General features: G+C 46.0%; 23 protein-coding genes and 1 pseudogene. 17 read left to right on the top strand and 7 right to left on the bottom strand.

Annotation, left to right across the window (positions count from 1 at the left end):
- The first annotated feature begins 63 nt into the window (after window positions 1-63).
- The 3 genes from BSI_RS03570 to niaP all read left to right on the top strand — a co-directional run bounded on the left by BSI_RS03570 (window position 64) and on the right by niaP (window position 4,108).
- A complete protein-coding gene (locus BSI_RS03570; protein ID WP_003241236.1) occupies window positions 64-1,677 on the top strand; it encodes a YceG family protein in 1,614 nt (537 codons plus the stop codon).
- Between the two features lie 15 nt (window positions 1,678-1,692).
- Window positions 1,693-2,784, top strand: coding sequence for a toxic anion resistance protein (locus BSI_RS03575; protein ID WP_003241234.1), 1,092 nt, complete (start codon window positions 1,693-1,695; stop codon window positions 2,782-2,784).
- Between the two features lie 121 nt (window positions 2,785-2,905).
- The gene (gene niaP / locus BSI_RS03580; protein WP_003241231.1) at window positions 2,906-4,108 is read left to right on the top strand and encodes a niacin permease NiaP; all 1,203 of its coding nucleotides are present in this window, start codon (window positions 2,906-2,908) and stop codon (window positions 4,106-4,108) included.
- Window positions 4,109-4,137: 29 nt separating this feature from the next.
- Here niaP and BSI_RS03585 read toward each other — a convergent pair whose 3' ends face one another.
- Both BSI_RS03585 and BSI_RS03590 read right to left on the bottom strand, forming a co-directional pair.
- On the bottom strand, window positions 4,138-5,304 hold the full coding sequence (locus BSI_RS03585; protein WP_003241229.1) for an MFS transporter: 1,167 nt from the start codon (window positions 5,302-5,304) through the stop codon (window positions 4,138-4,140).
- A gap of 68 nt (window positions 5,305-5,372) precedes the next feature.
- The gene (locus BSI_RS03590) at window positions 5,373-5,675 is read right to left on the bottom strand and encodes an ArsR/SmtB family transcription factor (protein WP_080010733.1); all 303 of its coding nucleotides are present in this window, start codon (window positions 5,673-5,675) and stop codon (window positions 5,373-5,375) included.
- Window positions 5,676-5,964: 289 nt separating this feature from the next.
- Between BSI_RS03590 and opuAA the strand changes: the two genes are divergently transcribed.
- The 3 genes from opuAA to opuAC are packed head-to-tail and all read left to right on the top strand — an operon-like array spanning window position 5,965 to window position 8,952.
- Window positions 5,965-7,221 carry a glycine/proline betaine ABC transporter ATP-binding protein OpuAA gene (gene opuAA, locus BSI_RS03595; protein WP_003241223.1) on the top strand — a complete coding sequence of 419 codons (1,257 nt, stop codon included), beginning with the start codon at window positions 5,965-5,967 and terminating at the stop codon, window positions 7,219-7,221.
- Window position 7,222: 1 nt separating this feature from the next.
- A complete protein-coding gene (gene opuAB / locus BSI_RS03600) occupies window positions 7,223-8,071 on the top strand; it encodes a glycine/proline betaine ABC transporter permease subunit OpuAB (protein WP_003241221.1) in 849 nt (282 codons plus the stop codon).
- Window positions 8,071-8,952 (top strand): glycine/proline betaine ABC transporter substrate-binding protein OpuAC, encoded by an 882-nt coding sequence (gene opuAC / locus BSI_RS03605; protein WP_003241218.1) that lies wholly within the window; start codon window positions 8,071-8,073, stop codon window positions 8,950-8,952. The genes opuAB and opuAC overlap by 1 nt, the downstream gene beginning before the upstream one ends.
- Window positions 8,953-8,992: 40 nt before the next feature.
- Here the strand turns inward: opuAC and BSI_RS03610 are convergent, their stop codons facing one another.
- Complete coding sequence (locus tag BSI_RS03610) at window positions 8,993-10,144, bottom strand: M20 peptidase aminoacylase family protein (RefSeq protein WP_003241215.1); 1,152 nt, start codon at window positions 10,142-10,144, stop codon at window positions 8,993-8,995.
- 148 nt (window positions 10,145-10,292) lie between these two features.
- Here BSI_RS03610 and BSI_RS03615 point away from each other — a divergent pair, with 148 nt between their 5' ends.
- From BSI_RS03615 to BSI_RS03635, 5 genes and pseudogenes are all read left to right on the top strand, one after another.
- Entirely contained in the window at window positions 10,293-11,726 is a 1,434-nt protein-coding gene (locus BSI_RS03615) for a YfcC family protein (RefSeq protein WP_003241213.1), read from the top strand.
- 115 nt (window positions 11,727-11,841) lie between these two features.
- Window positions 11,842-12,408, top strand: a pseudogene (locus BSI_RS03620) (DUF6773 family protein).
- Window positions 12,409-12,593: 185 nt separating this feature from the next.
- Window positions 12,594-14,573: an alpha-amylase gene (gene amyE, locus BSI_RS03625; RefSeq protein ID WP_003241207.1), complete on the top strand. Its 1,980-nt coding sequence runs from the start codon at window positions 12,594-12,596 to the stop codon at window positions 14,571-14,573.
- 174 nt (window positions 14,574-14,747) lie between these two features.
- Window positions 14,748-15,713 (top strand): L-lactate dehydrogenase, encoded by a 966-nt coding sequence (locus tag BSI_RS03630; protein WP_003241205.1) that lies wholly within the window; start codon window positions 14,748-14,750, stop codon window positions 15,711-15,713.
- 31 nt (window positions 15,714-15,744) lie between these two features.
- A complete protein-coding gene (locus tag BSI_RS03635) occupies window positions 15,745-17,370 on the top strand; it encodes an L-lactate permease (protein WP_003241203.1) in 1,626 nt (541 codons plus the stop codon).
- A gap of 41 nt (window positions 17,371-17,411) precedes the next feature.
- Here BSI_RS03635 and bmr3 read toward each other — a convergent pair whose 3' ends face one another.
- On the bottom strand, window positions 17,412-18,950 hold the full coding sequence (gene bmr3, locus BSI_RS03640; RefSeq protein ID WP_003241200.1) for a multidrug efflux MFS transporter Bmr3: 1,539 nt from the start codon (window positions 18,948-18,950) through the stop codon (window positions 17,412-17,414).
- Window positions 18,951-19,062: 112 nt separating this feature from the next.
- On the opposite strand from bmr3, the gene BSI_RS03645 reads away from it, so the two are divergent.
- The 3 genes from BSI_RS03645 (at window position 19,063) to BSI_RS03655 (ending at window position 21,061) form a co-directional block, all read left to right on the top strand.
- The gene (locus tag BSI_RS03645) at window positions 19,063-19,527 is read left to right on the top strand and encodes a MarR family transcriptional regulator (RefSeq protein ID WP_003241197.1); all 465 of its coding nucleotides are present in this window, start codon (window positions 19,063-19,065) and stop codon (window positions 19,525-19,527) included.
- A 73-nt stretch (window positions 19,528-19,600) separates the two neighbouring features.
- Window positions 19,601-20,230, top strand: coding sequence for a LysE family translocator (locus tag BSI_RS03650; RefSeq protein ID WP_003241196.1), 630 nt, complete (start codon window positions 19,601-19,603; stop codon window positions 20,228-20,230).
- A 69-nt stretch (window positions 20,231-20,299) separates the two neighbouring features.
- Entirely contained in the window at window positions 20,300-21,061 is a 762-nt protein-coding gene (locus tag BSI_RS03655) for a YqcI/YcgG family protein (RefSeq protein WP_003241194.1), read from the top strand.
- 1 nt (window position 21,062) lies between these two features.
- Here the strand turns inward: BSI_RS03655 and BSI_RS03660 are convergent, their stop codons facing one another.
- A complete protein-coding gene (locus BSI_RS03660) occupies window positions 21,063-22,403 on the bottom strand; it encodes an amino acid permease (protein WP_032732283.1) in 1,341 nt (446 codons plus the stop codon).
- Window positions 22,404-22,533: 130 nt separating this feature from the next.
- On the opposite strand from BSI_RS03660, the gene BSI_RS03665 reads away from it, so the two are divergent.
- Window positions 22,534-23,130 carry a DUF1989 domain-containing protein gene (locus tag BSI_RS03665; protein ID WP_003241190.1) on the top strand — a complete coding sequence of 199 codons (597 nt, stop codon included), beginning with the start codon at window positions 22,534-22,536 and terminating at the stop codon, window positions 23,128-23,130.
- A gap of 133 nt (window positions 23,131-23,263) precedes the next feature.
- On the top strand, window positions 23,264-24,082 hold the full coding sequence (gene nadE, locus BSI_RS03670) for an NAD(+) synthase (protein ID WP_003241188.1): 819 nt from the start codon (window positions 23,264-23,266) through the stop codon (window positions 24,080-24,082).
- A gap of 48 nt (window positions 24,083-24,130) precedes the next feature.
- Here the strand turns inward: nadE and tmrB are convergent, their stop codons facing one another.
- Window positions 24,131-24,724, bottom strand: a complete 594-nt coding sequence (gene tmrB, locus BSI_RS03675; RefSeq protein ID WP_003241186.1) for a tunicamycin resistance ATP-binding TmrB — start codon at window positions 24,722-24,724, stop codon at window positions 24,131-24,133.
- A 271-nt stretch (window positions 24,725-24,995) separates the two neighbouring features.
- Here tmrB and BSI_RS03680 point away from each other — a divergent pair, with 271 nt between their 5' ends.
- Entirely contained in the window at window positions 24,996-25,556 is a 561-nt protein-coding gene (locus BSI_RS03680) for a shikimate kinase (protein WP_003241185.1), read from the top strand.
- 30 nt (window positions 25,557-25,586) lie between these two features.
- Here the strand turns inward: BSI_RS03680 and BSI_RS03685 are convergent, their stop codons facing one another.
- The gene (locus BSI_RS03685; RefSeq protein ID WP_003241181.1) at window positions 25,587-26,345 is read right to left on the bottom strand and encodes a class I SAM-dependent methyltransferase; all 759 of its coding nucleotides are present in this window, start codon (window positions 26,343-26,345) and stop codon (window positions 25,587-25,589) included.
- Window positions 26,346-26,432: the final 87 nt, after the last annotated feature.

The raw sequence follows: 26,432 nt of genomic DNA, 5'->3' as shown, positions 1-26,432 counted from the left end.
TCAATATCCTTCCTTTTTTGTTACAGAAATATCGTCCCATGACAAACCGGAAAGGAGGATATGATGAGACAAGAAGAACTAACCATTCATAAAGCGGTCCCGGCTGATGGGGATTGGAAAAGCCTGCTGTTTCAGCCTTTGCCCGAGCGGGATCACTATGAAACAGAACAAGGCCTTTCTTTTTCTCGTCTTGCCGGGCAGATATTGGGTACGCCTATTGATGAGACGGACTACTATAACGAGCTGTATGAGCTGTCTGTAAACGATCTCATTACCATTCTGAGTGAAACGCTTGATAAAACAATTGAGCCGGAAACATTTCAAAAGCTCCAGCATATTCACTCCATCAATCAGCAGGAAAAAGGGCTGTCGGTCAGCCGCTTTGTTGCCTTTCTGGACGGGGAAAGGCTGATTGCGAAGCACTCGAATCCCTTGATGCACCGCCATTTAAGGAAAGCGCTGATGACGCTTTTACATACCTTTGCGGACAGTCATGAGCAGGGGCTAAATCATCCTGATTTTCGCAGAGTGCTGCTTGATGTCTCGAAATTTTCTTTGAATCACCTGAATCCTTGGCTGGAAAAAACCGATATAGAGCGGGAGATGCCAAAGGTTGTTTGGTACGGAGATGCGACGAAAAGCCAGCTCTATTTCTTATATTATCTGATGTTAGTCGGCTGCGATGTTCTGCTGTTCCATCCGGCGGGAACCGATCAGCTGGCGCTTATAGAACCGATGCAGGAGCTCAGTTTTACGGAAAAACTCCCGGATGTTTCGGAGCTTCAGCCGTTTCCGAAAGAAAAACCGGACCGGAAATCAACAGTGGCCTACCGCTCAACAAAGGAAATTGAACATGTGCTGAATCATGAGGAATCCATGCTGTATAAGCCATGGCAATTTAGAGATCACACGCCGATGTCTGTTACGTTGAAAACGACCTATGATGAACTGTTTTTAATCACGAAAGAGCGCGCCTTTATTCGGCCGAATTTCAAAGCTGATAAACACTCCATCGAGATTCCGAATGTATTTGCTAAGGTAATGGGTGTGTCGAAAGACAATAAAGAATATTGGAACAGGCTTCATACATTAGCAGATTATCAGGAAACAGAAATGGTAAGAAGCTTTCCGTTTACAGAAGAAATAAAGTCAAACTATCAATTTCATTACAGCCACGCGCTTGACCATGAGGGGAACATTGACCCTGACAAGCTGATGGCAAGCAATGTATGGCAGTACAAGCAGCTTCCGGCGGGCGTTCAGACTGCCATTGCCAAAACGATTTCGAGAATGTGCAGGCACCCGCGGCTTAAGGCTTTGCATCAAGAGCAAGTCAAGGATGTTCAAATTTACTTGTTTAAACAAACAACAAGCCTGCCTGCTAAACTGCTGAAATTGATTCAAATGTTCGATTATGCGCAAACCGTTCCGAAACTCGTTTTATATCATACGGAAATGAGCGGCGGACTCACGCGTTCAGATGCTGCAGCCCTGCTGTTCCTGAATGAAATCGGAATCGATATCATCATTTATAACCCACCCGGCCATCAAGACATTGAGCCGTTTATTGAAGAGGATCAGTATGATATCCACTGGCTGGACGACATGGTGTTTCAGCAGGACTATAAAGAGCCTTCGCTTGTGAGAAGGCTGTTCAGAACGATTACCCAAAAGTAAGGAGAGAAGAAAAGCATGACAACAGAAAATCAAAACCCGCTTGTTCTCGATAAAAACGAAGAAATTTCCCAGCAGAAAGCTGACGATATCCGTCTCCAGCTCCGTCAAGAACCAGAGGTGAAGCGGCTTGTACAGCAAATTGACGTCAAAAACCAAATGGAGCTGCTTGAGTACGGGAAGGAGCCGGCCGTTGAAATTTCCAAGTTCTCTGACCGCATCTTGGGGATGATGAAAACAACAAGCGTGACAGACTCCGGCACAATGCTGACTCAGCTTGGGAAAATCATGGACCGCTTTGACAAAAATGATTTTGATGAGCCAAAGGGATTGATGGCGAAAATTTTCAAACGCGGCGGCAGCATGATTGAAAAAATCTTTAAAAAGTACCAGACGCTTGGCGGAGAGATTGAAAAAATCAACGTTGAGATTTCGAAATACAAAGATGAGATGACGAAGACGAACTACACGCTCGATGAAATGTATGAAAACAATATCAAATACTATATGGAGCTTGAAAAATACGTCGTTGCCGGACAAATGAAGCTGGAAGAGATGCAGTCGATCCTTCCTTCATATGAAGAAAAAGCGGCAAGCGGAAATCAGCTGGCGCAAATGCAGCTCGATACACTTCGAAACGGCATTCAGGCGCTTGAGGAACGGGTGTATGATCTGGATATGGCACGGATGGTGGCTCTTCAAACGGCACCTCAAATCCGTCTCCTGCAGCGCGGAAATGCAAAGCTGATCGGGAAGATCAACTCCGCGTTCATCATCACCATTCCGATTTTCAAAAACGGCATTATTCAGGCCGTTACCGTGAAACGCCAAAAGCTTGTGGCTGACTCCATGAGCGAGCTTGACCGCCGGACAAACGAGATGCTGAGACGAAATGCTGAAAACATCTCGAGCCAAAGTGTTGAAATTGCCAGAATGGCCGGCAGACCGAGCATAGATATTGAAACGATCGAATCGTCTTGGAACACGATCGTCAGCGGCATGCAGGAAACAAAACAAATCGAAGAAGAAAACAAACGCCTTCGCGAAGACGGCGCAAGACGTATTGCCCAGCTGCAGGATAATATTAAAAAAGCAGCATTGCAGCAATAAAAAACCCCCCGCTTGTGAAACATAAGCGGGGTTTTTCATTTACATCATTTAGTTAATGACAATGTGTAAAGACAGGTGTAAACTTAAACGGTAATTATTTTGCATATCAGAGGTGTTGGCAATGGGAAAACAACAGCCTATATCCCAGCGTAAACTGCTGGGCGTCGCCGGCTTGGGGTGGCTGTTTGATGCAATGGATGTCGGAATATTATCGTTTATTATCGCCGCGCTCCATGTGGAGTGGAATCTGTCGCCCGAAGAAATGAAATGGATCGGAAGCGTCAATTCCATCGGCATGGCTGCGGGTGCGTTTTTGTTTGGTCTGCTGGCTGATCGAATCGGCCGGAAAAAAGTGTTTATCATTACCCTTTTGTGCTTTTCCATCGGAAGCGGCATTTCAGCTTTTGTGACGAGCTTATCGGCATTTCTTATTCTTCGTTTTGTGATCGGAATGGGGCTTGGCGGCGAGCTTCCAGTCGCTTCAACACTCGTTTCGGAAGCGGTTGTGCCTGAAAAGAGGGGCAGAGTGATTGTGCTTCTGGAAAGCTTTTGGGCTGTTGGCTGGCTCGTAGCGGCACTGATTTCTTACTTTGTGATCCCGAGCTTCGGCTGGCAGGCTGCCTTGCTGTTAACCGCGCTGACTGCTTTTTATGCTCTGTACTTGCGGACGAGTCTGCCTGATTCACCGAAATATGAGTCGCTTTCTGCCAAAAAGAAATCGGTGTGGGAGAATGTAAAAAGCGTCTGGGCAAGACAGTATATACGGGCGACAGTGATGCTGTCGATCGTTTGGTTCTGCGTGGTGTTTTCTTATTACGGCATGTTCCTGTGGCTTCCGAGTGTCATGCTGCTAAAAGGCTTCAGCATGATTCAAAGCTTTGAATATGTCCTGCTGATGACGCTTGCTCAGCTTCCGGGCTATTTTTCTGCCGCCTGGCTGATCGAAAAAGCGGGCCGGAAGTGGATACTCGTCATTTACCTGATTGGTACAGCGGGTAGCGCCTATTTCTTTGGAACGGCGGATTCCTTAGGCCTTCTGCTTACAGCTGGAATGCTGTTATCGTTTTTCAATCTTGGGGCGTGGGGCGTGCTGTATGCCTATACACCGGAGCAATACCCGACAGCGATTCGCGCAACAGGTTCAGGAACGACAGCGGCGTTCGGAAGAATCGGCGGCATCTTCGGGCCTCTGCTCGTCGGAACGCTCGCAGCCCGTCATATTTCATTTTCAGTCATCTTTTCAATCTTTTGCATCGCAATCTTGCTCGCGGTTGTTTGTATTTTGATTATGGGAAAAGAAACAAAACAAACGGAGCTTGAATAGGAAAAGCACCTCGTGAATGAGGTGCTTTTTTACATCTGCACTCTGGCTTCAGTTTGGCGTTTTCCGGTTTTTCTGATTGTCTGGTAGAGCGTCATAGACAGTATGAACAGAATGGCAGTAAATCCTGTGACGGCTCCGAAATGCTGTGTGCTTTGATACAAAAAACCTGCAACACATGTGCCGACAGTGGTTCCTGCATACATAGCGGCATTGGAAAGGGAAGCAATGGTTCCTCGAGCGTTTGGTGAAATGGATTGAAAGACACCCATCATTAACGGAAAGATAATGCCAGCTGTAAAGAAAGTGAGAAAAAAGCTCATTTCCACTAAAAATAAGTGAGGAAAGAAAGGGAGACAGAAATAGAGAGCCCCCATCAGCAGCATGCCGCCGATCAATGTCTGAAACATGCCCAGCTTTGCTGAGATTCGGCTGCCGATAAGACTTCCGAGCATATTCCCCAGCCCGAGTACAAGCATAGCAGCGCCAATTTGTGAAACGGTTAAATGATAATCCGCAGAAAGCCAAGTGCCTAGAAAGCTGAACGAAGCGAAATTTCCGGTTTGAAAGAGAAAATAGGCAAGCAGGATGACCGTTGTTTTCGGCAGTGAAAACAGCTCCCGATATGGATTCAATATTGACGGACGGGGTGAAGAAGGACGAATATCAGGCATGGCCGCCGCCAGAATCAATAGAAGAACAAGCGAGCAAGCTGACAGAACGAAAAATGGCGTATGCCATGTAAAGGAAGCGAAAAACCCTCCGATGGGAAGTCCCAGCATTTGTGAAGCGGCCAATCCTGCTGTCGCAATCCCCATGCTTTTTATGATCTGAGAAGGCGGGACGATGACAGGGATGGACGCCCAAATTTGAGGCGTCACAAACGCAGCACTAACGCCTGCGGCAAAACGGAACAGGCACATGGCGGCAAAAGAGGGAGCGATGCCGCATAAAAACGTGGATACGATAAAGCCTGCAAGTCCCCACAGCATGACTGTTTTCCTGTTAAGCCGGTCTGAGATCGGGCCCGCAACCAAAGCGAACAGCGCATAACCGAGCGCATAAGCACTGACCATCCAGCCTGACAAATCGGTAGAGACATGAAACTGTTCCTGTAAAAGCGGGAGAAGCGGCGAAAGCAAAAAGGTATCCGTGCCAATGACAAACATCACACTGAAAAAAAGCCAAATATGTTTCAAATTTTGTCACTCCTATAGTTTTATAAGTATGAAACTATGAAACAGATATGTATAGAGAAAACCCTGTTTTAGAGGGTTTCCAAAAAGCCTGGGAGGTATGTTTGAAATGTGTCTTCACGCAGGCTGACATATTTTGTCCGCGAATCTTTCCGGGTTGCCGTCAATCCCGCTTCACGCAGCGTTTTAAAATGATAAGATGCTGTGGTTTTGACAATATTGCATTTTTCACCTACTTCACCGCAGCTGAGTTCTTTTCCGCTGTAATAAAGCGTACGAATAATGGCAAGCCTCGATTCATCAGACAGGGCTTTAAAAATTTGGGCTCTGATTTGATCATCTGTTTGTTTCATAGTCATGAAACTATAATACAAAATCGGGGTTGGAAAAGCAACTTATTTTTCCAGTAAAGGAGCAGGAAGTCATAAAAGGAAGGAGGAATTCAGATGCAGTAAAAGCGTTTTCAACTAAAGATGGGCGAAATATCACCCGTAAAATACAATCATAAAGGAGGATTACAGAGCATTTAGAAGCATAAATAAGGTCATGCCGTTACATGGATGTTTATAAAGAAATGGTACAGAATAAAAGAGAATATGCTGTTTGTGTGGGATGTTACATAAATGTTACGGTAATAAAGATTGCTTAATATGGAGGGAAAATATGAGTGTAGATGAGAAACCAATTAAGATAAAAGTCGAGAAAGTCTCTAAAATTTTTGGGAAACAAACAAAGAAAGCAGTTCAAATGCTTGCCAACGGAAAGACAAAAAAAGAGATCCTGAAAGCGACTGGATCAACCGTTGGGGTAAATCAGGCAGATTTTGATGTATATGATGGTGAGATATTTGTCATCATGGGTCTATCAGGGAGCGGTAAATCAACTTTAGTACGGATGTTAAACCGGCTTATTGAACCGACTGCCGGAAATATTTACATTGATGGTGACATGATAACAAATATGTCTAAAGATCAGCTCCGGGAAGTCCGCCGGAAGAAAATCAGCATGGTCTTCCAAAAGTTCGCTCTGTTCCCGCATAGAACGATACTTGAAAATACAGAATACGGACTGGAACTTCAAGGTGTAGACAAACAAGAGCGTCAGCAAAAAGCGCTTGAGTCCTTAAAGCTTGTCGGACTTGAAGGGTTTGAACACCAATATCCTGACCAGCTTTCCGGCGGGATGCAGCAGCGTGTCGGCCTTGCCCGCGCGTTGACAAATGATCCGGACATTCTTCTGATGGATGAAGCGTTCAGTGCGCTCGATCCATTGATTCGTAAAGATATGCAGGATGAACTTCTTGATCTTCACGATAATGTCGGAAAAACGATTATCTTTATTACGCACGACTTGGACGAAGCGTTGCGGATCGGCGACAGAATTGTTTTGATGAAGGACGGTAACATCGTTCAAATCGGCACGCCTGAAGAAATCCTGATGAATCCATCTAACGAATATGTTGAGAAATTCGTCGAGGATGTTGATTTATCTAAAGTCCTCACAGCAGGCCACATTATGAAACGTGCTGAAACAGTGCGGATTGATAAAGGGCCTCGCGTGGCATTGACACTGATGAAAAACCTTGGAATTTCTTCAATTTACGCAGTGGATAAACAAAAGAAATTGTTAGGTGTTATCTATGCGTCTGATGCGAAAAAAGCGGCTGAGTCTGATTTGTCACTTCAAGATATCTTGAATACAGAATTTACGACTGTACCAGAGGATACGTATTTGACAGAGATTTTTGACGTTGTTTCTGACGCGAATATTCCAATTGCGGTTGTAGATGAGAAGCAAAGAATGAAAGGGATTGTCGTAAAAGGCGCACTGATTGGCGCGCTTGCCGGCAATAACGAGTATATCAATGCTGAAGGCACTGACGAACAAACACAAGATCCTTCTGCACAGGAGGTGAAGTAAGATGGATAGACTGCCTAGAATACCTTTAGCAGATATCATTGACCGTTTTGTTGACTGGATTACGATGACGTTTGGCGGATTCTTCGACGGAATCGCAAACGGATTGGCCGCTTTTGTAAATGGAATTGTCAGCGGACTCGGATTTATCCCATCTATTTTGTTAACGATTATTTTCGCCGCACTTGCGTGGTGGATCAGTACGAGGGGAATTGCGTTATTTACATTGATTGGATTCCTCCTGATTGATTATTTAGGATATTGGGACCCAATGCTGCAAACATTGGCGCTTGTTTTGACATCTGTGATTATTTCGATTGTGGTCGGGGTTCCGATCGGAATTTGGGCGTCCCAGAAAGAAACAGTTCGCCGTATTGTAACGCCTATTCTTGATTTAATGCAGACAATGCCTGCTTTCGTATATCTATTGCCGGCGATTTTCTTCTTCAACATCGGTGTTGTGCCGGGTGTTGTTGCATCTGTTATCTTCGCGATGCCGCCGACAATCCGCATGACTGTTCTCGGTATTAAACAAGTGCCGGCGGATCTGATTGAAGCGACTGAGGCGTTCGGTTCTACAACAGCTCAGCGTTTGTTTAAAGTTCAGCTTCCGCTTGCGACAAAAACCATTTTGGCCGGAATCAACCAAAGCATCATGCTTGCGTTATCAATGGTTGTTATCGCCGCAATGGTCGGTGCGCCTGGACTTGGTTCTGAAGTATACAGTGCCGTTACACAGCTGAAAACAGGGGTCGGCGTAGAGGCCGGTATCGCCATCGTTATCGTTGCCATTACGCTGGACCGCATTACTCAAAATATTAAAGTGAAGAAGAAAAGCAGGGGGAATGCCTGATGCTTAAAAAAATCATCGGTATCGGCGTTTCCGCCATGCTGGCGCTCTCACTTGCGGCTTGCGGGGCGGAAAGCGATGAAAATGCAACCGCGGCTGAACAGGTAAATAAGACCATCATCGGGATTGACCCCGGTTCAGGGATTATGGCCCTGACCGATAAAGCGATGAAGGATTATGACCTGAAAGACTGGACATTGATTTCGGCGTCAAGCGCCGCGATGACTGCAACGCTTAAAAAGTCATACGACCGTAAGAAACCGATCATCATTACAGGATGGACACCGCACTGGATGTTCTCCAGATATAAGCTGAAATATCTCGATGATCCGAAACAATCTTATGGCAGCGCAGAGGAAATCCATACGATCACGCGCAAAGGCTTCAGCAAAGAACAGCCGAATGCCGTAAAGCTACTGAGCCAGTTTAAATGGTCGCAAGACGACATGGGCGAAGTCATGATCAAGGTGGAAGAAGGCGAAAAACCTGCCAAAGCCGCAGCTGAGTATGTGAAGAAACACAAAGATCAGATTGCGGAGTGGACAAAAGGCGTTCAAAAGGTGAAGGGAGACAAAATCAACCTTGCCTATGTGGCGTGGGACAGTGAGATTGCAAGTACAAACGTGGTTGGCAAAGTCTTAGAAGACTTGGGCTATGACGTAACGCTTACTCAGGTAGAGGCCGGTCCAATGTGGACCGCGGTTGCGACGGGAAGCGCCGACGCATCCCTTTCCGCATGGCTGCCGAATACCCATAAAGCATACGCCGCTAAATACAAAGGCAAATATGACGATATAGGCACCAGTATGACTGGCGTGAAGATGGGTCTTGTTGTGCCTCAATATATGAAAAACGTCAACTCAATTGAAGATTTGAAGAAATAATGAAGAAAGCAGCCTGGCTACAGGCTGCTTTTTTTATTTGTTAAGAAGCGTTAGCGGCAGCGGGTGATTCCGCCTTCTGAAACGTTTTGAGTACGGCATTCGCTAAAATATGAATGCCGTTGAACATCGCGTTTCGGTCAAAGGTCATATGGGGATGATGGAGTCCCGGCTGAAGTCCGCAGCCGAGTCCGAGCATAGTTGTTTTCAGGTTCGGCACTTTCACCGCATAAAAATGGAAATCCTCACCGCCGGTTGTGACAAGCGGTTCATCAAGCTGCTCAGCCCCGATGATATCTGTAATTGCTTCTGCCATGATCGCTTCAGCTTCTTTGTTTTGTGTTGCCGCAGGAAGGCTGTGTTCCTTTTGCAGTTCGATCTTCGCGCCGAATGCAGCGGCGGCCGCTTCGCAGGCTCTTTCTGTTTCGGCGATTAACGTCTCCATGGCTTCATTGGTCTGAGCGCGCAAATCAAGGCTGAATGACGCTTTTCCTGGAATGATGTTAGAGCTTTCACCGCCGGCTTGAAGTTTTGTCATTTTAACGGTATGCGGAATTTTCGGGTCAATATGAATGAGTCCGAGCTTATGTACGAGAAATGCCGCAATTTCAATGCTGTTTTTCCCGAGATGCGGGCGGGCGCCATGGGCCTCCTCTCCGATAATCGTTCCCTCAATATGCTGGCTTGACCCATGCAGGATGGAAGGGGCACAGCGCCCGTTCTGTGTTTCCTGAATCGGACGGACGTGAACGCCGTACAAATAGTCGACATCATCAAGCACGCCTTCTTCTATCATTTTCAAGGCGCCGCCGCCTTTTTCCTCAGCCGGCTGAAAGATAAAACGGATCGTGCCCTTCGGAAGCTCGGGCTGTTTTTTCAGCAGCATTAACGTGCCCAGCGCCATTGTCATATGTGAATCGTGGCCGCAGGAATGGTTGGCGCGGAATGTGCCGTTGACCTCCTGCCATAGCGCATCAATGTCAGCGCGAACAGCTACAACCGGCGAGCCCGAACCGATCTCGCCAACAACCCCGGTGCAGTCTGAAAAAGTGCGCGTCCGGCATCCCAAATCCTCAAGCTTTAGTTTGAGAAATGCAGTTGTCTCATATTCCTTCCAGCTGACTTCAGGGTTCGCGTGCAGATGCTCGAAGATATCCATAACGGTTTGTTTCATGTCTTCGGAAAGCTTTTGCATGGGAAGAAGTACCTCCTTCTATCAAAATGAATTTTACCTTCTTTACTTTATTTATATTGAAACAGGAAGATAGGCTGTATATAATATAGCACATATTGCTACTTTTCAGAATAATGAATATTTTCAAACAGAGGGGATGAATCGAAATATGAGTATGCCAGCGGCCGAAACACAACCTAAGAAAAAACGAACGACATTTAAAATGCCTGACGCCTATGTCCTCTTATTTATGATTGCTTTCATTTGCGCCATTGCTTCGTATATTGTGCCGGCGGGAGAATTTGACCGCGTGACAAAGGGAGATGTCACGACTGCTGTTCCGGGAAGCTATCATTCAATTGAACAGTCTCCGGTCAGCCTGATCAGCTTTTTTACTTCTCTTCAGGATGGAATGGTCGGATCAGCACCAATCATCTTTCTGATTTTGTTCACAGGCGGCACCATTGCCATTTTAGAAAAAACGGGCGCCATCAACGGCCTGATTTACAATGTCATCAGCAAATTCCGCACAAAGCAATTATTATTTATTTGTATTGTCGGCGCGTTGTTCTCCATTCTCGGGACAACCGGAATTGTCGTGAATTCAGTTATCGGATTTATACCCATCGGCCTCATAGTCGCACGATCCTTAAAATGGGACGCCGTTGCGGGCGCCGCTGTTATTTACATCGGCTGCTACGCTGGATTTAACTCTACTATTTTATCACCGTCCCCGCTCGGTTTATCGCAATCAATCGCGGAGCTGCCGCTCTTTTCGGGGATCGGCCTGCGTATTGTGATATACATTTGCTTTTTGCTTTCTTCTATTATTTATATCTATCTGTATACGAGAAAATTAAAAAAATCAAAGGATGCCAGTGTGTTAGGAACAAATTGGTTCCCGGCGGCAGGAATGGGTGAAGCGGGTAAAGAAGAAAATCAGTCAGTGCCGTTTACCGTTCGCCATAAGCTGATTTTGGCTGTTGCGGGACTGTCGCTGATCGGATTTTTGTACGGCGCTTTAAAGCTGGGCTGGTCTGATTCCCAAATGGCTGCGACGTTTATTTTTATTTCTGTCCTTGCCGGTTTAATAGGCGGGCTTGCGGCAAACGATATTGCTAAAACCTTCATTACGGGCTGCCAAAGCCTTGTATACGGGGCGCTGATTGTCGGGATGGCACGAAGTATTTCCGTCATTCTTGAAAATGGAAAGCTCCTCGATACAGTCGTCAATGCCTTGGCTTCGCTTTTGGACGGATTCAGCCCGATTGCCGGCGCGATCGGTATGTATATCGCCAGTGCACTTCTTCACTTTCTCATCTCTTCAGGGTCTGGAGAAGCCGTTGTATTTATTCCAATCCTGGCGCCGCTTGCTGATTTGATGGGAATTACGAGACAGGTTGCAGTGGAGGCGGTTATGCTTGGAGAAGGAGTCGTCAACTGTGTGAACCCGACATCCGGCGTTCTCATGGCGGTGCTTGCCGCCAGCGGCATTCCGTACGTCAAGTGGCTGCGGTTTATGGTGCCGCTTGCTTTGATTTGGTTTTTGATCGGGCTTGTCTTTATTGTGATCGGCGTCATGATCAATTGGGGGCCGTTTTAACGATTGCTGCCCGCCGGCTTGTACGGCGGGCTTTTGAGTTAATCATTGCAGAAGCGCAGGCTGTTATTGTAACATGTAAGCCATAAGCCATTCGTAAAAGTGCGGGAGGAAGGTCATGAATAATCTGCGTAATAGACTTTCAGGCGTGAATGGGAAAAATAAGAGAGTAAAAGAAAATGAACAAAAAATCTGGTCGGAGATTGGGATAATAGCGGGCGCTTTTGCGCTTCTTGATGTGATCATCCGAGGCATTATGTTTGAATTTCCGTTTAAAGAATGGGCTGCAAGCCTTGTGTTTTTGTTCATCATCATCTTATATTACTGCATCAGGGCAGCAGCATCTGGGATGCTCATGCCGAGAATAGACACCGAAGAAGAACTGCAAAAACGGGTGAAGCAGCAGCGAATAGAGTCAATTGCGGTCGCCTTTGCGGTAGTGGTGCTTACGATGTACGACAGGGGGCTTCCCCATACATTCTTCGCTTGGCTGAAAATGGTCCTTCTTTTTATCGTCTGCGGCGGCGCTTTGTTTCTGCTTCGATACGTGATTGTGAAGCTGGCTTACAGAAGAGCGATAAAAGAAGAAGTAGAAAAGAAATCATCTTAGTGAGATGGTTTCTTTTTTTGTTTGTAAAGCGAGGGAAACGGCTCACAGTTCGGGGCAGCGTTTTTATTAGGATAGGAATATAGATTTGAATTCTCTCTATCAAGTTGTTTTGATAGGGTGAATGTGATAATTTGAAATGTAAGCGTTAACAAAATTCTCCAGTCTTCACATTCGTTTGAAAGGAGGAAGCGGAAGGATGAAGTAAGAGGGATTTTTGACTCCGCAGTAAGTCTTCAAAAACTAAATAAGGAGTGTCAAGAATGTTTGAAAAACGATTCAAAACCTCTTTACTGCCGTTATTCGCTGGATTTTTATTGCTGTTTCATTTGGTTCTGGCAGGACCGGCGGCTGCGAGTGCTGAAACGGCGAACAAATCGAATGAGCTTACAGCACCGTCGATCAAAAGCGGAACCATTCTTCATGCATGGAATTGGTCGTTCAATACGTTAAAACATAATATGAAGGATATTCATGATGCAGGATATACAGCCATTCAGACGTCTCCGATTAACCAAGTAAAGGAAGGGAATCAAGGAGATAAAAGCATGTCAAACTGGTACTGGCTGTATCAGCCGACATCGTACCAAATTGGCAACCGTTACTTAGGTACTAAACAAGAATTTAAAGAAATGTGTGCAGCAGCTGAAGAATATGGCGTAAAGGTCATTGTTGACGCGGTCATCAATCATACCACCAGTGACTATGCTGCGATTTCCAATGAGATTAAGAGTATTCCAAACTGGACCCATGGAAACACACAAATTAAAAACTGGTCAGATCGATGGGATGTCACGCAGAATTCATTGCTCGGGCTGTATGATTGGAATACACAGAATACACAAGTACAGTCCTATCTGAAACGTTTCTTAGAAAGAGCATTGAATGATGGGGCAGACGGATTTCGATTTGATGCCGCCAAACATATAGAACTTCCCGATGATGGGAATTACGGCAGTCAATTTTGGCCGAATATCACAAATACATCTGCGGAGTTCCAATACGGAGAAATCCTGCAAGATAGTGCCTCCAGAGATGCCGCATATGCGAATTATATAAATGTGACAGCATCTAACTATGGACATTCCATAAGGTCCGCTTTAAAGAATCGTAATCTTAGCGTGTCGAATATCTCCCATTATGCATCTGATGTGGCTGCGGACAAGTTAGTCACATGGGTGGAATCGCATGATACGTATGCCAATGATGATCAAGAGTCTACATGGATGAGTGATGACGATATTCGTTTAGGCTGGGCAGTCATTGCTTCTCGCTCAGGCAGTACGCCTCTCTTCTTTTCCAGACCTGAGGGCGGCGGAAATGGTGTGAGATTCCCAGGGAAAAGCCAAATAGGCGACCGCGGAAGTGCTTTATTTGAAGATCAGGCTATCGCTGCGGTCAATACATTTCACAATGTAATGGCTGGACAGCCTGAGGAACTCTCGAATCCGAATGGAAATAACCAGATATTCATGAATCAGCGCGGCTCACATGGCGTTGTGTTGGCAAATGCAGGTTCATCTTCTGTCACCATCAATGCTTTAACGAAATTACCTGATGGCAGCTATGCTAATAAAGCTGGGGATGGTTCATTTCAAGTAACGGACGGTAAACTGACAGGCACGATCAATGCCAGATCAGTGGTTGTTCTTTATCCTGACAATATTGAAAATGTACCTCATGTCTTCCTTGAGAATGTCAAAACAGGAGTAACCCATTCTTTCAATGATCAATTGACGATCACCCTGCGTGCAGATGCGAATACAGCAAAAGCCGTGTATCAAATCAATAATGGGCAAGAGACAGCGTTTAAGGATGGAGACCAATTAACGATCGGAAAAGGAGATCCATTTGGCACAACATACAACATCACGTTAACAGGAACGAACAGTGATGGTGTAACGAGGGCCCAAGAGTACAGCTTTGTAAAACGAGACCCGTCTGCGGCCAAAACAATTGGCTATCAAAATCCGAATCATTGGGGCCAAGTAAATGCTTATATCTATAAACATGATGGAGGCCGAGCGATAGAATTGACCGGATCTTGGCCGGGAAAAGCAATGACTAAGAATGCAGATGGAATTTACACGCTGACGCTGCCGGCGGATACGGATACAACCAACGCCAAAGTGATTTTTAATAATGGCAGCGCCCAAGTGCCTGGACAGAACCAGCCTGGCTTTGATTACGTGCAAAATGGTTTATATAACGACTCTGGCTTAAGCGGTTCTCTGCCTCATTAAGGGCAAGCGATCAGAGGAAAAATCCCCAAGAAACCATCCTAGATGGTTTCTTTTTTTGTTCATAAATCAGACAAAACTTTTCTCTTGCAATAGTTTGTGAAATGTTGCACAATATAAATGTGAAATACTTCACAAACAGACATCAAAGAAAAACATACCCTGGAAGGATGATTAATGATGAATAAACATGTAAATAAAGTAGCTTTAATCGGAGCGGGTTTTGTTGGTAGCAGTTATGCATTTGCGTTAATTAACCAAGCGATCACAGATGAGCTTGTGGTCATTGATTTAAATAAAGAAAAAGCAATGGGCGATGTAATGGATTTAAACCACGGAAAGGCGTTTGCGCCGCAACCGGTCAAAACATCTTACGGAACATATGAAGACTGCAAGGATGCTGATATTGTCTGCATCTGCGCCGGAGCAAACCAAAAACCTGGTGAGACGCGCCTTGAATTAGTAGAAAAGAACTTAAAGATTTTCAAAGGCATCGTCAGTGAAGTCATGGCGAGCGGATTTGACGGCATCTTCTTAATCGCGACAAATCCGGTTGATATTCTGACTTACGCTACATGGAAATTCAGCGGCCTGCCAAAAGAGCGGGTGATCGGAAGCGGTACAACACTAGATTCTGCGAGATTCCGTTACATGCTGAGCGAATACTTTGGTGCAGCTCCTCAAAACGTGCACGCGCATATTATCGGAGAGCACGGCGACACAGAGCTTCCTGTCTGGAGCCACGCGAATGTCGGCGGAGTGCCAGTCAGTGAACTCCTTGAGAAAAACGATGCGTACAAACAAGAGGAGCTTGACCAGATCGTAGATGACGTGAAAAACGCCGCTTACCATATCATTGAGAAAAAAGGTGCGACTTATTACGGCGTTGCGATGAGCCTTGCCCGCATTACAAAAGCCATTCTTCATAATGAAAACAGCATTTTAACTGTCAGCACATATTTGGACGGACAATACGGCGCAGATGACGTGTACATCGGCGTTCCGGCTGTCGTAAACCGCGGAGGAGTTGCAGGCATCACTGAGCTGAACTTAAATGAGAAAGAAAAAGAACAGTTCCTTCACAGCGCCGGCGTCCTTAAAAACATCTTAAAACCGCATTTTGCAGAACAAAAGATCAACTAATCGCAACTATAGAGTAAAGGGCTGATTGTCAATGTGGGAGCAGTTGTATGATCCGTTTGGAAACGAGTATGTGAGCGCACTTGTGGCGCTCACTCCGATTCTCTTTTTTCTCTTGGCTTTAACTGTTTTTAAAATGAAAGGCATTCTTGCGGCATTTCTTACCCTAGCCGTCAGTTTCTTCGTCTCCGTTTTGGCATTTCATATGCCGGTTGAAAAAGCAATTTTTTCTGTTTTACTAGGAATCGGGAGCGGTTTGTGGCCGATTGGCTACATCGTTCTGATGGCGGTGTGGCTGTATAAAATTGCAGTGAAAACCGGGAAATTTACCATTATTCGTTCCAGCATAGCCGGCATTTCGCCTGACCAAAGAATACAGCTATTATTAATTGGTTTTTGTTTTAACGCGTTTTTGGAAGGCGCGGCCGGTTTTGGTGTTCCGATTGCGATTAGTGCGGCGCTGCTCGTCGAACTTGGTTTTAAACCGTTAAAAGCGGCGGCGCTCTGTTTGATTGCGAACGCAGCCTCTGGAGCCTTTGGTGCGATTGGAATTCCTGTAATCACAGGGGCACAGATTGGTGATTTGTCTGCTCTTGAGCTGTCACGGACATTGATGTGGACACTGCCGATGATCTCATTTTTGATTCCGTTTCTGCTTGTATTCCTATTAAACCGAATGAAGGGAATCAAACAGACATGGCCTGCCCTGTTGGTTGTGAGCGGTGTGTATACAGCGGTTCAGACACTGACAATGGCGGTGCTTGGACCGGAATTAGCAAACATTTTGGCGGCTTTATTCAGCATGGGCGGGCTTGCGCTCTTCCTCCGCAAATGGCAGCCGAAAGAGATTTACCGGGAGGAAGGAGCCGGCGAGACTGGTGAGAAAAAGGCATACAGTGCCGCTGACATTGCGAAAGCATGGTCCCCTTTCTACATTTTAACTGCGGCGATCACAATCTGGAGCCTTCCTGCCTTCAAAGCGCTATTCCAAGAAGGCGGACTGTTATACCAGACAACCCTGCTATTGAAAATGCCTTTTCTGCATCAGCAAATTATGAAAATGCCGCCGATTGCGCCATCTGCCATGCCGTTAGATGCAGTCTTTAAAGTCGATCTGCTGTCAGCGACTGGTACAGCGATTTTAGCGGCAGTCATCGTGACAGGGCTGTTCAGCAAAAATTTCTCTTATCGGGATGCCTTTGCTTCCTTGAAGGAGACAGGAAAAGAGCTGTGGGTGCCGATTATCACGATCTGCTTCGTAATGGGGTTTGCCAATCTGGCCAACTTCGCAGGGCTCAGCTCTTCAATTGGGTTGGCACTGGCGAAAACAGGAGATTTGTTCCCGTTTGTCAGTCCTGTTCTCGGCTGGATCGGCGTGTTCATTACCGGTTCTGTTGTCAGCAATAACGCTCTGTTCGGGCATTTGCAGGTTGTCACCGGAGCACAGATCGGTGCGGGTTCTGATTTGCTGTTAGCTGCAAATACGGCGGGCGGGGTGATGGCGAAACTCGTTTCTCCTCAGTCTATCGCCATTGCCGCCGCAGCGGTCGGCCAGACTGGCAAGGAATCTAAACTGTTTAAGCGTACAGTGGCGTACAGTCTGATTCTGTTATTGATCATTTGTATATGGACGTTTATTCTTGCAAGATTAGGATTGTAATCGAAAAAAGCAGTACATGTCAGCCATGTACTGCTTTTTTGTTAATTTGCTTTCTTCGCCATTTCCGCTGTTGTTTTCACTCTGGCTTTTCCCATAAACAAAACGGTAACCGCCGCGAGGACAATTGGAATCAAAGCGAGCAAAAAGACATATGTGATACTTGATGACATCGCGTCAATAATGCGATTCAGAATCGCCTCAGGAATTTGGGAACGTGTTCCTGCTTGGAAAATCTCCTGCGGGTCGCCGATATTTTGCGCGGCGCCTGAGCCCGCTGAGCCTTTCATGCCGCTGAAGCCGTCGCTCAGCTTGTTTGTGAATACGTTTGTTTGCACCGTTCCGAAAATGGTGACGCCCAAGGTCATGCCGAATGACCGCAAAAATGAATTTGTAGAGTTGGCCGTTCCCCGAAAACGAGGTTCAAGATCATTCATAGAAGCCGCCGGCAGCAGGGAGAAGTTAAAGCCTACACCAAAACCTGAAATCATCATAAAGACTGTCAGCCATACCCGTGCTGTGTCAGGCGTCATGTTGGAAAGAAGCAGCATGCCGATAAAGAAAGCGATAACAGATATCAGCATCAAATTGCGGAAGCTGGCCTTCGTTTGGAAGATCCCGCCGATCATGCTCCCGATGACTGATCCAATCATCATCGGCGTCAGAATAAAGCCCGCGCTTGTCGCTGAGCTGCCGTATACCGCCTGAACGAAAATCGGAATAAATACCGCTAAAATAATGAATGTTCCGCCATACAGGAAAGCGAGAATCTGCGCTGTGGCAAACAAACGGTTTTTAAACATCCAGAAAGAAATGATCGGCTCTTCCGCTTTTCTCTCCACAATAAAAAAGGCAATGAAGAAAACAGCGAATACAATAAACAGGCCAATGATCTGAATGGAATTCCAATCGTATGTTTTGCCGCCAAGCTCAAGGGCGAACATCAGGCATACAATGGATACGACTAAGGTAACCGCGCCGCCCCAGTCAATTTTCTGCTTTCTGGGCTCCAGAGATTCTTTGTAGTAGCGAATAATGAAAAACAATGACAATGCGCCGATCGGCACATTGATGTAAAACACCCAGTGCCAGCTGATCGAATCTGTAATGATCGCGCCTAACAGCGGCCCAAGAACACTGGATAATCCGAATACAGCACCGAACATGCCGGACATTTTTCCGCGTTTTTCCGGCGGAAACAAATCAAAGATAATGGTAAAGGCAATCGGCAGGAGCGCGCCGCCTCCAATCCCTTGAATGGCCCGGTAGATGATCAGCTGATTCATCGTCTGTGCAATTCCGCATAAAGCCGACCCGATTAAGAAAAAAATAAGTCCAAACAGGAAAAAACGTTTTCGGCCGTACATATCGGAAAGCTTGCCGTAAATCGGCATTCCAGCCATGACCGCCACCATATAGGATGCCGTCACCCAAGCAAATTTATCAAAGCTCCCAAGATCGGCTACGATGCTGCCCATCGCGGTGGCAACAATCGTATTGTCCATTGCAGACATCAAGATGCCCAGCAGGAGACCGAGGACCACAAATTTGGTGGAAGCCTGTTTTGCTGATGTTGTGTCCATTTGTTCTACCTCCTCTTACTTTTCTATGTAAGTTCTGATATCATGATAATAGTTTGATCATTGAATATCTCGATTATCAAGATAAATTCGATTCTATAGGGAGGACTGTCAGTTGTCAACAAGAAATTCCAGAAGTGAGTTGGAAAAGACTGCCGTTCAGCTTTTTCGGAAATTGGGCACAAGAACGGTTCTGTTTCATCAGGCAGCCGCTCAGGCTCTCGGTCTGTTTCCCACCGATTTGAAATCAGCTGACATCTTAAATGAAGCGGGACCGATGACGGCCGGAGAGCTGGGGAAAAAGACAGGCCTCAGCACAGGTTCTGTCACAGCGCTTGTTGATCGGTTAGAAAAAGCGGGGTATGTGGCTCGTGAAAAGGACCCGAACGACCGCAGAAGAGTCATGATCGTCCCTTTGACCGCTTCGAAAAAACATGTAAAGGATTTGTTCCGCTCTCTGTCAGAGTCGACGATGGATTTGTGCCGCGAGTATACGGAAGAGGAACTGGAACTCATTTTCAGCTTCGTAGGCAAAGCTGCCGATATCATGGAGGAAGAGCTTGAACGTTTGAAACAGTAAGCGAAATTGTGCATAGCTTGGCCCGTTCCCGAATAAATTGTACAAGTTACGTAAGAGAAGGGAGTACGGGCCGGTGAACATTTTTTTGAGCTATATTGTGCTGGGACTGTCCTTGTCTGCGCCTGTGGGACCAGTAAATGCGGCGCAAATAGACAAAGGAATTAAAAACGGTTTTTGGCATGCATGGATTTTTGGTTTAGGCGCCATGACAGCGGACGGACTGTACATGCTTTTTATCTATTTCGGGCTGTCGCAGTTTTTGACTGCTCCGTTTGTGAAAACGTTTTTGTGGCTCTTCGGCTTTTTTGTTCTGACCTATACCGGAATTGAAACACTGAAAAATGTCAGAGAACCGATGAATGTGCGAAGCTCACGGGGAAAAGCGTCATACAGGAAAACGTTCGCTTCGGGTTTTCTCATTTCACTGTCAAATCCATTGAGCATCCTTTTTTGGCTTGGGATTTACGGAAGCATACTTGCGAAAACAGCAGAGGCCTACAATATGAATCAGCTTCTTATCTATAGCTCCGGCATCATGATCGGCATTTTAATCTGGGATTTTTGCATGGCTATCACAGCCAGTATGTTCAGAAATCTGCTTCATGAAAAGCTATTGAGGGGATTGACCGGAATCGCTGGTGTATCCCTCCTTGTATTTGGCTTTTACTTCGGTTATCAGGGCATCAAACAGTTACTGGGCTGATTCATGAAGGACAGTCACCTGCCGCCTCCAGTTTTAATATAGTATCCAGATGATACTGGAGGTGGATCAATGGTGAATGGGATTTACACCAAAAGTTTTCTGGAACGTAATCAAGAAGAGCTTCCTGAATGGCAAAGAATCGCTTTTGAGCTGCTGGCAGAAACTGTGGCGGATGACGCGGATACGTTTCCATGCATTCCCGGACGCCAGTCATTTCTGAATGATCAGCTTCGCATTGCTTTTGCCGGAGATCCGCGGGAAAACCGAACGGCGGAGGAACTGGCTCCATTGCTTGCGGAGTACGGAAAGATATCGCGGGACACTGGAAAGTATGCATCTCTCGTTGTGTTGTTTGATACACCGGAAGATTTGGCTGAGCACTATTCGATTGAAGCGTATGAAGAGCTGTTTTGGAGCTTTTTAAATAGACTGAGTCATCAAGATGAAAAAGAGTGGCCGGAAGACATTCCGGCCGATCCCGAGCATTATAAATGGGAGTTTTGTTTTGACGGTGAGCCATACTTTATTCTGTGCGCTACACCGGGGCATGAGGCGAGAAGAAGCCGGAGCTTTCCCTATTTTATGATCGCGTTTCAGCCAAGGTGGGTGTTTGATGACCTAAATGGTTCAACTGTATCCGGCCGGAACATGAGCAGGCTGATCCGATCCCGTTTAAAGGCCTACGATCAAGCTCCGATTCACCCGCAATTAGGCTGGTACGGAGGAAAGGATAATCGCGAATGGAAACAGTATTTCCTCCGTGACGACGAAAAACAGGTATCGAGGTGCCCGTTTTCTTATTTAAAGAACATGTTCAACAAAATGAAATAAATCACGAGCTGGCAGGGCGGTCTTTATGTCCCTGCTTTTTTTGATAGATCATGGTAACGACGGCAATAATCGCGAGAAAACCTATGCTCACAAAAAAACCGGGCCGGCTTGATTTTTCAAACAATGTACCTGACACAGCCGCAGCAATCAGAATCATCGCTAAATAAATTTGCGTTTTCCCCATTCCCTCAGGATCAGTCAGCTTTTTGCTGGAGAACAGGATAAACAGCCAAGTGTATAAAAGCATAAGCCCCGCTGCTGTCGTCATGTGCTCATAAATGTTTTTGGGCAGCACCAAGGACAGAATAATGGATAAGACAAGGCCCGCAAACGTCAACCCCAGTGCCGGCCAGCATATTTTTTTACCTTCCTTTAAGGTAAAGCATTTCGGCGCGTCGCCGTCATCAGCCATCGTACAAAGCAATGTCGTAACCGCAAATAGCGAAGCGACGAGGGTCGAGAACCCGGCGATAATGAAAATCCCGTTAAAAATATCGAGAATGATCTCAAGGTTGTATCCTTTTAACGACGTAATGAACGGGCTGTCCTGTTCTGTAAACTTGTGTAACGGAACCAAAAGCAAAGCCAGCCCGATTGAAATAATATAAATAATCGCAAGCGTCGCCAGCATCAGTTTTCCTGATTTAGACGCTTCCTCTGGTTTCTTTAAGTGAACCGCCATCAGCCCCATGACCTCAATTCCGCCAAAGGCGTAAAACGCGTAGATTAAGCCTGTCCACAGCCCCATGGCGCCGAAAGGGAAAAATTCACTCGTCTTATTTGGAACCTGTACATCAGGCCTTCCGCCGGACAGGATGCCGCATAATGCCAGGATGGCAATGACAATAAACATAAAAATAGCGGCTGTTTTGATAACTGCCAGTACATTTTCAGTCTTCTCAAAAACAGACAGTCCGGTGAAAATAATGAGAAGCCCAAGTACCGCGTAGATTGAAGCAAACACCCATAACGGCACCTGAGGAAACCAATGCTTCGTAAATAGTGAAATGGCTGTCAGCTGGCTTCCGGTAATCAGCATTTCTGATGTCCAGTACACCCAGCCGTTACTGAAGCCGGCCCATCTTCCGAATGCTTTCCTCGCATACGAACAAAACGAGCCTTTTTCAGGATGTTTTGCAGACAGCTTGGCAAGCTGTTCGAATACAAAATACGTACCGATCGCTCCAATTAGAAATGAAAGCAGAACGGAAAAACCGCTTTTCACTATTGCGATGCTGGAACCGAGAAAAAATCCAGTTCCGATTGTGCATCCTATCCCGATTAATGACAGCTGCCACCAAGCTAAATTTCCTTTTTGCTGATCTTGTTTTGTTTGACTCATAATCATTTCAACCCCTTTTATCTAAGGTTAGATTGCGACCCGCCCGAAGCTTATATACATCGGATTTTTGCCTCTTTTTACATGGAGAAGGCGGCGAACGCTTATACTAATGGAAAAAAGGAGCGAGCCGATGACACAGCGATATATCGTAGAGCCGAAGAAAGGGCTTGGGCTGAAGCTGAAAAAGGGGCAGATTTTGAAGGTGGTTGATGTTGAGGGCCAGCAGGTTGCTGATTTTGTCGCGTACCATGCCAAGGATTTTTATGAACACCTTGATCAGGGAGCGACGATTGATGCCAATCATTCCATTCATGTGAAGGTCAACGACCATCTCTATTCCAATCTGTACAAACCGATGCTGACGCTGATTGAGGATACGGTCGGCAAGCATGATCTGCTGCTTCCCGCCTGCCGTCCTGATATGAACAGGCTTTTATACGGCAAGCAAAAGGATGAGTTTCAGGATACGTGCTATGACAATATGAACCGTGCGCTTGAGCAATTTGGCGTGCCGAAGCCCCACATGCATTACCCGTTTGCGATTTTTATGAATACTGTCCTTGATCAGAAAGGGAACCTGTCTGTGGAAACGCCGCTTTCAAATGCCGGGGATTATGTAAGGCTGCGGGCGGAAATGGATTTGGTTGTCGCGTTTTCGTCCTGCCCGATAGAAAAAGGTAAGTGCAATGGAGATAGTGTAACGTCAATACGGGTGGAAGTCAGCTGATCTCTCTTGTTCACTGTGAATGAAGACCTGTGCTATATTTAATAGGGATACATAACTGTCATGATTCATTTTCATCAACTTGGGGAAATGATCAAATAAGAAACAGCGAAACTGTACAGGAGGAATGATTGGGATGAGCATGCAGGAAAAGATTATGCGTGAATTACATGTGAAGCCCTCAATTGATCCAAAGCAAGAAATTGAGGACCGAATCCATTTTTTAAAACAATATGTAAAGAAAACCGGCGCTAAAGGCTTTGTATTGGGAATCAGCGGCGGACAGGATTCAACTCTTGCGGGGCGCCTTGCCCAGCTGGCGGTGGAAAGCATTCGCGAGGAGGGCGGAGACGCTCAATTTATCGCGGTCCGTCTTCCGCATGGCACACAGCAGGATGAAGACGATGCACAGCTTGCTTTGAAGTTTATTAAGCCGGATAAATCATGGAAGTTCGACATTAAATCGACCGTCAGCGCTTTTTCTGATCAATATCAGCAGGAAACGGGCGATCAGCTGACTGACTTTAATAAAGGGAACGTAAAAGCAAGAACAAGAATGATCGCTCAATACGCGATCGGCGGACAAGAAGGCCTTCTTGTCATTGGCACTGACCACGCAGCTGAGGCTGTCACTGGTTTCTTTACGAAGTACGGTGACGGCGGAGCCGACCTCCTGCCGCTGACTGGATTGACGAAGCGTCAGGGAAGAAGCCTGCTGAAAGAGCTGGGTGCACCGGAACGCTTATACCTAAAAGAACCAACTGCCGATCTGCTCGACGAAAAACCGCAGCAGGCGGATGAGACAGAGCTTGGCATTTCCTATGAGGAGATTGACGATTATCTCGAAGGAAAAGAAGTATCAGCGAAAGTGTCAGAAGCGCTGGAAAAACGCTACAGCATAACTGAGCATAAACGTCAGGTTCCGGCGTCTATGTTTGATGACTGGTGGAAATAAATAAAGAAAGCCCGCTCCGAGAGCGGGCTTTTGTCATGTGCAGGGTCTTTATTTGATGCGGATATGATTCAGCTTTACCATCAATCTGTCGGTGAACCTTCGGAGGCTGCCTCTCGTATCAGGGTCTAATGTAAGCTTGGCTCTCGCGGCAATGGTTTCTGCCGCATCCTGAATCGACATGTTGTCTGTTTGGAGGTGATCCGCAAAGACTGGTGATGACAATCCTTCAATGCAGCGGTCGATTTGTTTGGCGGCCCATGAGTTTTGTCCTTCTGCTCTTGTGCGCAGCCGTTTTAACAAGGTTTTCTTTGAAGCCATTATTGTAAAGTGGTGAACCGTCTGGCCGTCATGTCTGAGCCTGCCGATGATCTCATTAAAGTATTCAGGGTGTACAATCGTCATAGGCACAATGATGATGCCGCGGTATGTATCGGTCAGGGAGGCAAGCAAGCTGTAATTGAACGCCCGCCACAAGGGATAGCTTTGAAAATCGTCCTCCGCGATCTCCGGAGGTATCATGGAGCGCATCGCAAATCCCATTTTTTCAGGATCATACACGTACGACGGTTTCAGCCTTCTGTGCAGTTCGAAGGCTGTTTGTGTTTTTCCGGAACCGAAAGCCCCGTTTATCCAAATGATCATCTCCATTTCTCCCTTCTCACTTATGATACAAAAAAAGACCCTTCGAACGAAGAGTCAGCAGGAAAAACAATAAAAGCAGTGAGCTTGAAAGGTTTTAATGCTTTTTTGCGTCGAAGTATTAAAATATCTGTGGAAATGTTGTACAATGAATGTCATTCAGGCAAAAACGTTTGAACGGAAAAGGACGGGCAAGCCGGTATCTATATAAATATTCGCAAAATAAGCATATAATGAATATAAAATTTCATTCCTTAGGAGGATTTCGCCGAAGATGAACGCTAAACGAGCCATCCCAGTAAGAGAAAGAAATATCGTCCTGATCGGATTCATGGGTGTAGGAAAAACGACAATCGGCCAATTGGTCGCTAAGAAATTATATAGAGATTTTATCGATATTGACCAAGAGATCGAAAAGGATTTCAAGATGACAATTCCTGAGATGTTTGAGGAAAAGGGAGAAGACTTTTTCCGGAAAACGGAGAAAGAATATATTTTAGACATCTGCCATCATAAACGATTCAAAATCGTATCTCTGGGCGGCGGGTCTTTTAAACAAGAGGAAATCAGAAAGTGCTGTCTGGAAAACTGTCTCGTGCTTCATCTGGACCTGTCATGGGAGAACTGGAAGCAGCGCGCGGACTTATTGATCGAGAGCCGCCCTGTGCTGCATAACCGTTCAATGGATGAAATGGAACAGCTGTTTAACGAAAGAAAAGTCATTTACGACAAACACAATTCAAAAGTGGCGACAGACAACCTTTCTCCTGAGGAGGTCGCCGATTATATTGTAGAGACATTAAAAATCGGCTGGGATCTTTATCAGCCAATGTAAAAAGCCGTGCGGTGCGCACGGCTTTTTTTATCATTTTACGCCTTGTATCAAAATGGCTTTTAAGCAAAAGGAGTCGGGCTGTCCGTTTTGTTTCAATTTGATGGAGAACGTATCACGTGCTTCTTCTGATGCCTGATGTAAATGGCTGATAATCTGTTTTTCCCGATCGGCGGGGGTTCCGCCACGTTTGATCCAGCTTTCGTATTGAATCGGCAAATTCCACTTTTGGATGTCTTGATAGCTCAGCTGATTGGCGGTGAACATTGACTGCCATTCTGATAATGAGTCTTCCCGAACATGGGAAGGGTCTCGGAGCTGGTTCAAATGATTGACAAACTCATCAAGAACGGGATCTTCAGGCGCGTAATGATCGACCAAGAGAAAACGTCCGTTCTTTTTCAGGACGCGTGCAACTTCGCTGACGGCTTTGCGGACATCTGAAAAATGGTGGGCCGCGTATCGGCAGGTGATGATATCAAATGAATCGTCGGGGAAGGGGAGTGACTCGGCCATTCCTTGCTGAAAGCGTACGTTTCCCGCTCCTTTTTCTTGCGCAAAGGAGGACGCAACCTCAACCATCTCTTTCGTCGCATCAATACCGATGCATTCCTGCACATATGGAGAAAATGCCAGCGCCGTATGGCCAGCACCCGCTCCGATATCCAGCATCCGCTGCTCCGCCCGGCATTCTGCCGTTTTGATCATCAACCCCAAATCTTCGCCTTCAGCAAATACCTTCTCATCCCGATACATCTCGGCGTTAATAGAAAACGGTGTTTCATTTGTCATGTGAACCAGCCCCTTTTTTTGTAAATGATGATATGGATTATGTTAGCAATTTCTGTTATGATTCGTCCAAGATATAAAAATGATAAA

Origin of the sequence: Bacillus inaquosorum KCTC 13429 (assembly GCF_000332645.1) — a bacterium.
GTDB lineage: Bacteria > Bacillota > Bacilli > Bacillales > Bacillaceae > Bacillus > Bacillus inaquosorum.
This window is presented reverse-complemented; position numbering and strand designations above follow the sequence as displayed.